General features: G+C 64.8%; 9 protein-coding genes. 2 read left to right on the top strand and 7 right to left on the bottom strand.

All coding sequences use genetic code 11. The features are described from left to right. The first annotated feature begins 240 nt into the window (after positions 1–240). A complete protein-coding gene (locus KUV74_RS06485; RefSeq protein WP_222515951.1) occupies positions 241–1,911 on the top strand; it encodes a BCCT family transporter in 1,671 nt (556 codons plus the stop codon). Between the two features lie 109 nt (positions 1,912–2,020). On the opposite strand, the gene KUV74_RS06490 is transcribed toward KUV74_RS06485, so the two are convergent. The 5 genes from KUV74_RS06490 to dctP all read right to left on the bottom strand — a co-directional run bounded on the left by KUV74_RS06490 (position 2,021) and on the right by dctP (position 9,150). Continuing rightward, on the bottom strand, positions 2,021–2,743 hold the full coding sequence (locus KUV74_RS06490; RefSeq protein ID WP_045992020.1) for a 3'-5' exonuclease: 723 nt from the start codon (positions 2,741–2,743) through the stop codon (positions 2,021–2,023). Positions 2,744–2,748: 5 nt separating this feature from the next. Then, positions 2,749–4,647: a DUF294 nucleotidyltransferase-like domain-containing protein gene (locus KUV74_RS06495; RefSeq protein ID WP_108132479.1), complete on the bottom strand. Its 1,899-nt coding sequence runs from the start codon at positions 4,645–4,647 to the stop codon at positions 2,749–2,751. A gap of 362 nt (positions 4,648–5,009) precedes the next feature. Further along, a complete protein-coding gene (locus KUV74_RS06500) occupies positions 5,010–5,399 on the bottom strand; it encodes a DUF4168 domain-containing protein (protein WP_108132478.1) in 390 nt (129 codons plus the stop codon). Positions 5,400–5,691: 292 nt separating this feature from the next. After that, positions 5,692–7,887 (bottom strand): TRAP transporter large permease subunit, encoded by a 2,196-nt coding sequence (locus KUV74_RS06505; protein ID WP_108132477.1) that lies wholly within the window; start codon positions 7,885–7,887, stop codon positions 5,692–5,694. Positions 7,888–7,980: 93 nt separating this feature from the next. Continuing rightward, entirely contained in the window at positions 7,981–9,150 is a 1,170-nt protein-coding gene (gene dctP / locus KUV74_RS06510; protein ID WP_083970293.1) for a TRAP transporter substrate-binding protein DctP, read from the bottom strand. Positions 9,151–9,851: 701 nt separating this feature from the next. Between dctP and KUV74_RS06515 the strand changes: the two genes are divergently transcribed. Then, positions 9,852–10,724, top strand: a complete 873-nt coding sequence (locus KUV74_RS06515; protein ID WP_222516131.1) for a DMT family transporter — start codon at positions 9,852–9,854, stop codon at positions 10,722–10,724. Between the two features lie 16 nt (positions 10,725–10,740). On the opposite strand, the gene KUV74_RS06520 is transcribed toward KUV74_RS06515, so the two are convergent. Both KUV74_RS06520 and KUV74_RS06525 read right to left on the bottom strand, forming a co-directional pair. Next, entirely contained in the window at positions 10,741–11,553 is an 813-nt protein-coding gene (locus KUV74_RS06520; protein WP_222515952.1) for a DUF1206 domain-containing protein, read from the bottom strand. A 61-nt stretch (positions 11,554–11,614) separates the two neighbouring features. Continuing rightward, positions 11,615–12,574, bottom strand: a complete 960-nt coding sequence (locus KUV74_RS06525) for a cyclodeaminase (RefSeq protein WP_045992024.1) — start codon at positions 12,572–12,574, stop codon at positions 11,615–11,617. Positions 12,575–12,601 lie beyond the last annotated feature (27 nt).

Consider the following 12,601-nt stretch of genomic DNA (forward strand, 5'->3'; position numbering starts at 1 on the left):
GCAAGCGGTCGCCGGCAGAACCTCGAGTCTCGGACGATCGTGGCAAGCTGACCCAGGCGTGCCCGGGCGGCCTTGGAATAGATGCCGTTGACGGCACAACTGGCAAGCTGGCTCAGGCAGGCCACACTTCAGGCAGGCTGGACCGTACGGTATCGATGACAGACGAGCCAGCCGCGACCCCACTCCGAGTCGATGGCGTGACGCCACAGTTACCATTTTTAAACGCAAGGGAGATCGCACGTGGAAAAAGACCCTAACCACAAGCCTTCATCTGCCGATACCGGCAGCGAGGGTATTCCGGCCCCGGATGGGCCGGCCAACCTGATCGATACCGATTACGTCATCGGTCAGGACAATATCGTCACCAAGTCCTTCGGTGTGGACGTGGACCTGCACGGCAAGGTGTTCACCGTCTCGTCGCTGCTGATCCTGGTCTTCGTGATCCTGACCCTGGCCTTTCAGGGCGACGCCGAGCCATTCTTCAACGGTGTCCGCGGCTGGCTGACCAGCAACCTGTCCTGGGTCTTTCTGCTCGGTGGCAATATCTTCGTGCTGCTGTCGCTGGTACTGATCTTCACCCCGCTGGGCAAGGTCCGCATCGGTGGTGCCGAAGCCACGCCCGACTATAGCTACATGGGCTGGTTTGCCATGCTGTTCGCCGCCGGCATGGGCATCGGTCTGATGTTCTATGGCGTTTCCGAGCCGATGACCCACTTCTCCACCGCGCTCGGGGGCACCTCGGTCGGCGAAAACGGCATACGTACCGACTGGGCACCGCTGGGCGCCGCCGCCGGTGACGAGCAAGCCGCGGTCAATCTCGGTATGGCGGCAACCATCTTCCACTGGGGCCTGCACCCCTGGGCGGCCTACGCCATCGTCGGCCTGTCACTGGCCATCTTCGCCTTCAACAAGGGTCTGCCGCTGACCATGCGCTCGGTGTTCTACCCGATCCTGGGCGAGCGCGTATGGGGCTGGCCGGGCCACCTGATCGACATCCTGGCGGTCTTTGCCACCCTGTTCGGTCTGGCCACCTCGCTGGGGCTCGGTGCCTCCCAGGCCGCCGCGGGCCTGAACGAGCTGTTCGGTACGCCGAATACCGACACCACCATGGTGCTGCTGATCGCCGGCATCACCGCCGTTGCGCTGTGTTCCATCATGCTTGGCGTCGACAAGGGTGTGCAGCGCCTGTCCCAGGTGAACATGGTGCTGGCCTTCCTGCTGCTGGCGTTCGTGATCCTGGTGGGCCCGACTCTGGCCATCGCCACCGGCTTCTTCACCAACCTGGGTCACTACCTGGCCGAGCTGCCGGCGCTGTCCAACCCCTTCGGTCGCGAGGACGCCAACTTCGTTCAGGGCTGGACCGCCTTCTACTGGGCCTGGTGGATCTCCTGGTCTCCGTTCGTCGGCATGTTCATCGCTCGGGTCAGCCGTGGCCGCACCGTGCGTGAGTTCCTCACCGCCGTGCTGCTGGTCCCGACCCTGGTATCGGTGCTGTGGATGACCTCCTTCGGCGGTACCGCCATCGAGCAGTACATCACCGATGGTTTCCAGGGCGTCCAGGACGCCGCCCTCGAGCTCAAGCTGTTCGCCATGCTCGGCGAGCTGCCGCTGGCCTCGATCACTTCCTTCATCGGCATCGTGCTGGTCATCGTGTTCTTCGTGACCTCTTCGGACTCCGGTTCGCTGGTCATCGACTCGATCACCGCCGGCGGCAAGGTCGACGCACCCAAGCCGCAGCGCGTGTTCTGGGCCATCATCGAGGGCGCCATCGCCATCGCCCTGCTGCTGGGCGGCGGTCTTACCGCCCTGCAAGCGGCGGCGGTCTCGACCGGGCTGCCGTTCACCCTGGTGCTTCTGGTGGCCTGCTACGCCATCATCAAGGGCCTGATGAGCGAGCCCAAGGCGGTCTAGGCCAGCCTTACGCAGACAGCAAGTGCATAAAAAAGGCGGCAGCCCTCGGGCTGCCGCTTTTCTTTTGGCGAGATGGCTGACGTATCGACGGGCAACTCAACTTCCTTATTCAGCTCCACAGCATACCGATGGGCGTCTCCGGGCCGTAGTTGCCGGCTACTTGCGCCTGCAGCAGCTCCGCCGTGGCGATGGCGTCGGTCAGGGCGTGGTGCCCATGATAATGTGGTAGCCCGTAGCGCAGCCGACTGTCGTGCAGGCGGATCGACCTGGGTGGTCGGCCCATCCAGCGACGAAAGCGCGCCATGGTCGACTGACGGTGGATGCGCGCCTCCAGCGACATGGTGTCGATCACCGGGAAGCTCAGTGACTCCTTCCAGGCCGCGCGTACCGCGGCGTCCAGAAAGGACCTCTCGATATGGCGAAAGTGCACCACCAGCAGGTGGCCGGCCATGGCGCGGAAGACATCGGCGAGCACCTCCTCGATCCGCGGAGCCCCCTGAATATCGGCGTGGGTGATGTGATGAAAGGTCACCGATTCGGCGTTCAGGGTGCGATGGGGACGCACCACCCAGTAGCGCCGCTCGGCGAGCCGAATACGCGACAGCGAAAAGGGAACCAGGCCAATCGAGACGATCTCGTCACGCCTGGGATCGAGCCCGGTAGTCTCCAGGTCCAGTGCCATCAGCGGCGCCTCCTGAATCGGCAGGATCGGCGACAGGTCGGCCCCGGCGAAGAAGTCCACCAGCGCCTGCTGGCGGCTCTTCTGACGTCGGGCGACCAGGTAGTCGTGCCAATCCGGTGCCGAGCGAGTCTTGGGGCGAAGCAACGGCATGGCGGCTACCTGCTGGTAAGGGGATAACGGAACTTGAGGAACTTCTGGGCGTTGCTGAGCGCCTGGAAGGCATCCTTGAGATTGTGTCGCTCCTCGCTGGAGACGTTTTCCGGCTCGATATTGTTGTCGGGCTCGTGCTCGTGCTCCAGATCGATGACCTGGTGACGAATCCGCGACATGGACAGAAACTCGAGCGCGTAGCGCAGCTTGTCACTGACCCCGGGCGCCAGCAACTGGGTGCGATCGATATCGTCCAGGCGGTCAAAGCTGTTCTGGGCGCGGGAACCGCAGGCCAGGGCATGGATACGGATCAGGTCCACCATCGGCGCCGTGCCGCGACGCTTCAGATTGATCGAGTTGTTGTGCTTGCCGTCCTTCTCCATCACGAAGGTGCGGAAGATGCCCAGCGGCGGCGTCCGATTCAGCGCATTTCGCGCCATGGCGGAAAGAAAGCGCTTGTGCTTCGACGCCTTGGTGGCGACCAGGTCCTGCAACTCCTCCACCAGCGGATTGTCACCGTGGACCGTGTCCAGATCGAAGAAGATCGAGCTGTGCAGCAGCCCTTCCGGTGACGGCCGCTCGATCCATTCGGTGAAGTAGCCTTTCCACACCGACAGCGGCTGGCGCCACTTCGGATTGGTGGCCATCACGTCCCCCTTGCAGTAGGTATAACCGCAGGCGGCCAGGCCATCGCTGACCCGCTTGGCCATGGTCGCGAAGTACTCGTCGTGCAATGCTGGATCGAAGTCATCGGACAGTACCAGAGCATTGTCCTGGTCGGTGACGATGCTCTGCTCGTTACGCGCCATCGAGCCCAGCGCCATAAAGCAGTACGGCACCGGTGGCGGCCCGAGCTCCTCTTCCGCCATCTCCAGAAGTCGCCGGGTGAAGCTGCGTCCGATGGTCGACAGCGCCTTGCCCACCATCTGCGAGTCGGCACCGTCGTGAACCATGCGCACAAAGGCGGCCTGGACGTCCGGCGCCAGCTTGGCCAGACACTCCACCGACGGTTGATGGAAGATGTTGCTGACCAGATAAAGGCTGCTCTGGGTCTCGTAGCGAATGATGTCGGAGAGGTGCACGATGCCCACCGGAGAACGACGGTGCATCACCGGCAGGTGGTGGATATTGTTGCGCAGCATGCACAGCATCGCCTCCTGCACCGACTCGTCGGACTGCACCGCGATCAGGCGGCGGCCGGCGACCTCGCCCACCGGAGTATCCGGCGACAGTCCCTCGGCCACGACCTTGGTGCGAAAGTCGCTGTCGGTCAGGATCCCGGTGACCTGCCAGTAGCCGCCTTCACTATCCTTGAAGGTGTAGCGCGGGTTGTTCTCGGGCTTGTCCAGCACCAGCACCGCCGAGGCCTGGGACTCGCTGATCTGGCGCGCCGCCTCCTGCACCGTGGCCCGCGCCTCGACCATGACGGGATAGCGAGTCAGCAGCTTGCGGATCCGCGTCACCATCATGTCGTTGTTCTTGCGCTGACTTTCCACCGCCGTCTCGAGCCGTGGGCGATCCACCTCGACGAACTCGGCGAACTGCTCGTCGGCTTCGCACAGCTGATGAAACATCGCCTCGGGGATGAAGTAGATCAGGCTGTCTTCCAGCGCCTTGGCCGGGAAGCGCACACGACTGTGGCGCAGCAGGCTGAAGTGGCCAAAGATGTCGCCCTCCCCCAGCAGGTTGTAGAGCTCTCCGTTGCGCCGGGTGACCTCCACCGCGCCGCTGCGGATGTAGCAGAACTCCTGATGCACGGCATCAAGCTCGAGAATGGTCGAGCCGGCCTTGAAGTAGCTGACCTGCACCTGTCCGGCGACCTCGTCCAGCAACTCCTCCGACAGCCCGTCAAAGGGCGCAAAGCGCCCCATATGCTGGCTGATTTCCAACAGTTCCGCTTCCATGGTGTCCTCCGCGCGGTCGCCGTGGCTGGCAGCAGGACGCTCCCTGGTCCCCCACCCTCTGACTATCGGAAGCATGGAGCCGAGGCCAGCGGCTGTAAAGCATTAGCAGTATCTTGATCGGCCTCTCGCCAAACGCCGCAGAAGCCATCGAGCGTGGCCCGGAGAGCCAGGCATTGCTGACACTGCGACCTGATGACCGATCCATCCTTCGTTGATCACGACTTCACACCCGACCGGCCGCTCGAATCCTCGCCCTGTGCAAACATCTTCAGCACTGCAAACAACAACGCCCGCCGACCTCGAGGGCGGCGGGCGTCGATCTAGGCGGCCAGTCTCTTTGACTGGCGAGTGTGGCGGTCAGCTCACGACTGCGCCATCTCCTGTACGCGCTTCATCATGTCCGGGTTCTGCTGGATAGCCTGACCGATAGCGTTGAAGGTCTCGACCTCGAGCCCGCTCTGCTGGACGGCTTCGACCATCTTCTGGTTGGCCTCGGTGCGCACATCCTGCTGGGCCTGCTGGCCTTCGGCTTCCTGCAACTGCTGGGTGTAGTCCTGGGAAATCGCGGCGATCTCCTTGGAAGCGTCGGCGAATTTCTCGAGCTGGGCATCAGAGAAATTCTGCGCCTGAGCGGCAGCCTCGACGTCAGCGTTGCCTGACGCCTGCGCGTTTGCTTCCTGGGCATGGGCGGTGGCGCTCATCAGACCAGCAGAAAGCAGGGCGGCGGTGATCAGGGCGGTGAATCGTTGCATGAAGTCCTCCAGGAGGTGGTTGAGAATTCGTCAATCGCTCGCACAGTGTGACGACGCAGTTGCATGAGGGTTCCCCACAATCGTGTTACGAAATGCAAGCCATTTTCGCCTCCGCGTCGCCGGTCGGCGACAACCGCCAGAGGCCACGGCAGGCCATGGGGATAAGCGTCATGATACGCCACGCAATTCTTCGGCGAAGCACCGAAAAAGGCGTGTTGCCTGCCACTGCTGAACATCTTGCAAAAACGCCTCCGGCCGAGTCGGCCGGAGGCGTTGTCATGACACCGCCCGACTAGCCGTAGGCCAGGTTGGGCAGCCAGGTGACCAGTGCCGGGAACATGATCACCAGCAGCAGGCCCAGCGCTTGCAGCGCAAGGAAGGGAAAGGACGAGCGGAAGATCTGGCCCATGGTGATATGCGGCGGACACACCCCCTTGATGTAGAACAGCGCATAGCCGAACGGCGGGCTGAGGAAGGACATCTGCATATTGACCAGGTAGATCACCCCGAACCACAGCGAGACGTCGGCGGGGTCCACCCCGGGCAGGCCAAATACCCCGGTGAAGTCCAGCCCCTTGATCAGCGGTACGAAGATCGGCACCGCCAGGAGCAGGATACCGACCCAGTCCAGGAACATCCCCAGCGCCACCAGCAGCACCATCATCAGCGCCAGCACCGCGTAGGGGCCAAGCCCTGCCCCGGCGATCAGCTCCTGCACGAAGGTCTGGCCGCCCTGCAGGATGTAGAAGCCGACGAAGATGCTGGCACCGAAGATGATCCACATGACCATGGCGGTCGCCACCAGGGTGGTCATGCAGGCGGCGTGCAGGTTGGGCCAGGTCAGCCGCTTGTGCATCGCCGCCACCACCAGCGCACCGAAGGTGCCGATACCCGCCGCCTCCACCGGGGTCGCCACCCCGGTGAAGATGATGCCGAGCACCAGCAACACCAGGGCGATAGGCGCCAGCATATTGCGCAGCAGGCGCAGCTTCTCGGCGGTGGAGACCCGGTCTTCCTCCGGCATCGGCGGCGCCACCTTGACGTTCAGGGTGCCCCTTAGCCAGCAGTAGAAGGCGTACATGCCGGCCAGCAACAGGCCGGGAATCAGCGAGCCCAGGTAGAGCTCGCCCACCGACTGCTGGGCGATGACGCCGTAGATGATGGCCAGGATGGACGGCGGGATGAGGATACCCAGGGTGCCCCCGGCCATGATCGATCCCAGCGCGATCTCAGGCTGGTAGTTGCGCTTGAGCATGGCCGGCAGCGCGATCAGGCCCATGGTCACCACCGCCGCGCCGATCACCCCGACCATGGCGGCCAGCAGCGTCGAGGCGATGATGGTGGCGATCGCCAGGCCCGCCTTGAGACCGCCCATCCACTTGTAGACCACATCGAACAGCTCTTCGATGATGCCGGCCTTCTCCAGTACCGAGGCCATGAAGATGAACAGCGGAATGGCCGAGAGCTGGTAGTTGGTCATCATCGGGAAGATGCGCGAAGGCATCAGGTTCAGCATGTGCTGATCGCCCACCAGGTAGAGGAACACCACCCCCAGACCGCCGGTAACGAAGGCCAGCGGTAGCCCCGCTACCAGCACCACCATCAGGGTGCCGAACATCAACAGGGTCAGCGCGCCAATACCCACCGTGGACAGCGAGTTCTCCAGGCTAAGCGCCAGGCTCTCGTAGTCGGTCAGGGCGATATTGACGATTTCGTGGATGGTGTAGGCGCCGAGGATCACCGCCAGCACCACCAGAATGCTGGCAAACACCGTCGAGCCTTCGTGGTGCTCGCGGTGGTGACGATAGGCCTGGAGGTCCTTGATCAACTGCGCGATCCCCTGCAACAGCAGCAGCAAGGCACCGAAGAACAGCATGAACTTGACCGGGAAGTACTGCACCGCCCATTCGGTGAAGGACACCTCGTTGGCGTAGCTGTCACCGAACCACCAGACGTCGCTGACCGACTGCGAGAAGAAACGCCAGCCGGTGGTCAACAGCGCCAGGGTGAAGATGAAGAAGAAGATCGAGGTGACCAGGTCCAGCGCGGCCTTGTTGAGCGGCGCCGCCCGCTGGTAGAGGATATCGACGCGCACATGCCCGCCCTCGCGCAGCGCGAAGGCACCCGCCAGCAGGTACTGCATGCCGAACATCAGGGTCATCGACTCGTGAGCCCAGTTGGTCGGCGAGTTGAAGGCGTAGCGCAGCACCACCTCGTAGGTGAACACGAAGGGCGCGATCAGCGACCAGTAGGCCACGTAGCGCCCGGCAAAGCCGGAAATGCGGTCGATGCCGCGGGTCACCACATTGCCAGGCGCTGCGTAGGCCTGCTCGCTCGTCGCGACGGGGGTCTCGGCGGTATCGCCACCGCTCACCTCGCCACCCCGGCGGAAGCTTCGATCCACCAGCAGCATCACGATCAGCGGCAGTCCTGCCAGCACCGCCCAATAGAGCCAGTGCGGCAGAACGAAATCAATCTGTAGATTCATTGACGCTCCTCCGCTGGTCGCCAGGCGTTTCGCCAGGCGACCACGGAATATTCATCGACGTCGACCGGGTCGCCCCGGTCGACACGTGCAGGCCTAGGCGTTGAGCTCGAAGTCCTTGATGTCCTCTTCGGTGATCAGTGCCACCGACGGATCGAGCATGGTGTTGAGGTGGGCACGGAACAGCTTGGCCGCGTCCGGATCCTTGTTGGCCCATTCGAACCACAGCGGGATCGCGGCGTCGCGGAAGCGGTCGGCGTCGTCCTCTGACAGGTGGATGATCTCGACGCCCTTCTCGCGGTACTTGGGCCAGGCCTCGGCGTTGGCCTTCTGGATGGCGGCGTAGTGCTCGCGGGAGTAGGCCGCGACCAGGTCATGCATCAGGTCCTTGGTCTGGTCGGACATGCGCTCGTAGACCCGGCGATTGACCGCGATATCCATCAGGTCGACCGCCTGGTGCAGACAGGGAGTCGAGGGCGGGCCCATGATGATGTAGTCGGTCACCTGCCAGAAGCCCAGCTCGAAGTTGACCGCCGCACCGGTGTAGTCGGCGGCGTCGATGGTGCCCTTCTCCAGCGCCGGGTAGACCTCGGAGCCCGGCAGCAGCGTGGTACGCGCACCGATCTTGGCGAAGGTCTCGGCGACGATGCCGCCGGGCATGCGGATCTTCACCCCTTCGAAGTCATCGAAGCTTCTCAGCGGCACCTTGGAATGGATCAGGTTGAGGTCGTGGTGGACGTAGCCCAGCAGCTCCTGACCCTGCTTGCGGTAGAGGTCCTTGGCGATGCCGAAACCGCCGTAGGCACCGAACATCATGTCCCACTGGTGGGGTACCGACAGGCCCATGGGATAGGCGGTGAGAAAGACCCCGGCGGGCATCTTGCCCGGCCAGTAGACGGTGAACCAGTTCTGGCCGTCGAGCACGCCGTTGCGCACCGCGTCGGCTACCTCGAAGGCACCGGCCACGGCTCCGGCCGGGAACGGCTCGATGGTGACCTCGCCGCTGGTGGCCTCGGCGACGCCGGCGGCCCACTCCTCGAAGATGCGGTAGCCGGTGGTGCCGGGCTGCCAGGATGACTGCATGCGGATGCGGATGCCCTGCTGAGCCTGGACGTTGCCGACCCAGGGTGCCGCCACCGCGGCGGCGGAACCAACCGCAGCAGCCTTCAGAAAGCGGCGGCGGTCCGGGGTCGCGATGCGTTCGGACAGGGAGGCCGTTGGCGAGGCCGTATCAAGGTCTTGCTGGGGCTTGTCTAGCCGGGACATGGCATAACTCCTGGTGGATCGGTGCGGTCTCGATCTGCCGCACCCGGTGTGTTGTTGTTGTCGATCCATGGCATCGTCATGAGCGCTCGAGGCACTTTCGCCGCAAGCTAGGCCCACCTGTTGCAAGCGATTTGCGCCGCTGCGCTCTTGAGCCGGGCGTTGCCCGTGCGCGTCCTTGCGAGGACCTCCTCGGGGCATGAACGGGACATCGCTTCGATGCAAGCGAGGCGTCCCCCTCCCGGGGCGTCATCGAAAAGAAAGCTAGCGAAAAGGCCCCCGGCGGCCAACGGCCCCATTCAACGCAACCTGTCTGCATTATTGGTCTGACCAGCAGCCATTTCGCCTATAAACTGCGCAAAAACAAGCATCGGCGTGGTCAGACCAATCTCACTCTCCCTCCACGACCTACGACCAAAGCACGAGAGCAACGCTTGGCAATCCCCTCCTTGAGGGAGGCGGGATAGGGCATCATGATTGGGCGCTCGCCCTGCCGATGACATGAACCACAAGGAAGTCCCCGCGATGCCACCCTCAGTGATCACCGCCCAGCCCCCGCTTGCCGCATCGTGTGTCGGGTGGCCGCTTGCCGCAGCTTGTTCGGGGTGCCCGCCTACCGCGCAGTGTGTCGGGTGCCCGCTTACCGCACCTTGTGCGAGGTGCCCGTGAGCCGCCCCGCCCTGCCGTCCTGGCTATTGCCGGCCATGCCGCTGGTGTTCGTGGTGCTGTGGAGCACCGGCTTCATCGGTGCCAAGTTCGGCCTGCCCTACGCCGAGCCCTTCACCTTCCTGAGCATTCGCTTCGCCGCCACCCTGGCGCTGCTGGTCCCCATCGTCTGGCTGACCCGCTCGGCCTGGCCGTCGAGTCCCCGTCTGTGGGGGCATGTGGCGGTGTCCGGCTGTCTGGTTCACGGCGGCTATCTGGGCGGCGTGTTCTACGCCATCAGCCTGGGCATGCCGGCGGGACTGGCGTCCCTGCTGGTGGGGTTGCAACCCTTGCTGACCGCTGCGCTGGCGGGCCCCCTGCTGGGCGAGCGGCTGTCTGCGCTGCAGTGGATGGGACTGGCCCTGGGGCTGGCCGGGGTCAGCCTGGTGCTGGGAGGCAAGATGGACCTGTCGGCGCTGTCCTTCGAAGGGTTTGGCTGGCCGGCGCTGGCCTGCACCCTGGTGGCGCTGGTGGGGATTTCGCTGGGGACGCTGTACCAGAAGCGCTATTGCAGCGGCATGCCGCTGCTCGGCGGCACCGTGGTGCAGTACCTCGGGGCGCTGGCCTTGCTTGGCGCCGGCTGCCTGCTGCTGGAAACCCGCGAGGTGGAGTGGTCGCTGACCTTTGTGCTGACGCTGGGCTGGCTGGTGCTGGTGCTGTCCATCGCCGCCATCATGCTGCTGATGATGCTGATCAAGCGTGGCGAGGCGTCCCGCGTCGCCAGCCTGTTCTACCTGGTGCCGCCGGTCACCGCGGTGGAGGCCTGGTGGCTGTTCGATGAAGGGCTGCCGCCGGTATCCCTGATCGGCATGGCGCTGGCCATTGCCGGCGTCGCCCTGACCGTGCGGGCCAAGAAGCCCCAGGCGTCCTGAACGGCCGCTTAAGGCGCTACACTTTCACCTTGCGAAAGCGGGCATTGATGACGCAGTAGGTACCGTAGTTCATCAGTCCACCGGCCACGGCGGCGAGCAGCCACGGGCCGAAGGGCTGGGCGGCCAGGGTATCCAGGGTGCCGCCGAGCCCTTCCGCCTTGGCGGGATCGACCTGCCAGGCGGCCACCAGCAGGAAACTGCCGATCAGCGCGAACACCAGCCCCCTGGCGGCCAGCCCCCAGCGGCTGAGGCCCGAGGCCAGATCACGCTGGCGTTGGCTCATGTCCTGCTGACGCCAGCGATTGAGATAGCTGCGCGCCAGCGCGCGCCACGACTGACGCAGCCCCACGCCGATAAAGATCGCCCCCAGAATCGCCACCAGCCAGACGCCGCCGGGGTGCGACATCAGCATGGCGGTGCGCTCCTCTGCGCCGCCGGTGGTCTCCTGGGGATCGTCCAGCAGCTCGACACCATACCAGCCGAGACTGGCGTAGATGCCACCGCTGACGACCAGCGCCAGGCGGGTGCCCAGGGCCTTCCAGCTACGCCCGCGGTGCTCGACATCGAACAGCCCCTGCAAGCCCCGCCAGGCGGCGTAGGCGTAGAGCCCCAGCACCAGGGCTCCCAGCATCAGGGTGCCGAAGGGCTGGCGAGCCAGGTGTGCCAGCGCCTCCTTGGTACCGACGTTGTCGCCGCCAAGGCCCACAGCGCCGAGAGCCGCCAGCACGCCGATCAGCAGGTACACCAGCCCCTTGGCGGTATAGCCCAGGCGGGCGATGATGACGATCAGTCGGCGCCGGTGGCGCAGCAGGCACTGCAGCGAGGGCATGGGGGCTCCTGTCGGGATTAGGGTCCCCCATCCTCCCCAAAAATGCCTGATTCGGCAAAGCCTATCGTGCCGAATCCTCAGCCGACAGACGCGTCAGGGCGAACCCGGCGATGGCCGTGTCCTGGACACCGGTACCGGTCAGGTCGCATACCGTGATGGTGGCGTCCGACAGCCGCAGACGCTCGCCACGGGCAATGACCGCGCCCAGTTCGTGGACCTTGAAGGGCACCTCGCGACCGGCAAGGGCCTTGAGCTCGCCGTTGGACTCGCTCTGGGGCCGGGTATCGCAGACGAAGGCGTCCGCGCGGGTCAGCACGTTCTCGGCCAGTTCACGCTTGTCGGGACTGTCGGAGCCCATGGCGGTGACGTGGACGCCCTCCGGCAGGTCCGCCGCCTCGAGGATCGGCGTCTGCGACGGCGTCGTGGTGACGATGATGTCGGCCGCTCGGCAGGCCTCGCGCACGCTGTCGTGGACGGTCACCTCGAGACCCGCAGCGCGCATGCGGGTAGCGTATTCCTCGGCGGCCTGGGACCTTCGCGCCCAGACGTCGATGGCGGTGATGTCGCGCACCAGCCGCAGCGCCTCGACCTGCTTGACCGCCTGCTCGCCGGCCCCCAGCACCGCGACCCGGCGGCTGTTCTCCCGCGACAGGTGCTTGGCGGCGATGGCGCCGGCCAGGGCGGTACGTACCATGGTCAGGTAGCCCTCGTCGAACAGCACCGCATCGACCAGCCCGGTGCGCGCGGAGAACACCATCATCAGCCCGTTGAGGCTTGGCAGCCCCAGCTTGGGGTTGTCGAAGAAGCCGGGGCTGACCTTGATGGCGAAGCGCTCGTTGCCACGAATATGGGCGGTCTTGACGTCGACCTCGCCGTTGGCCTCCTCGATGGCCATGGACAGGATCGGCGGTTGCACCACCTCGCCACGCCCCAGGGCGGCGAAACCGGCTTCCACCGCCGCCAGCGCGTCCTGGTCGATGGCGACCGCCTGGCTGATCTGCTCACGCTTGTAGAGTTGCATCCTTGGCTCCTGATCGGGTTGTTGCTG

Origin of the sequence: Halomonas sp. DP1Y21-3, assembly GCF_019801245.1 — a bacterium.
GTDB lineage: Bacteria > Pseudomonadota > Gammaproteobacteria > Pseudomonadales > Halomonadaceae > Halomonas > Halomonas litopenaei.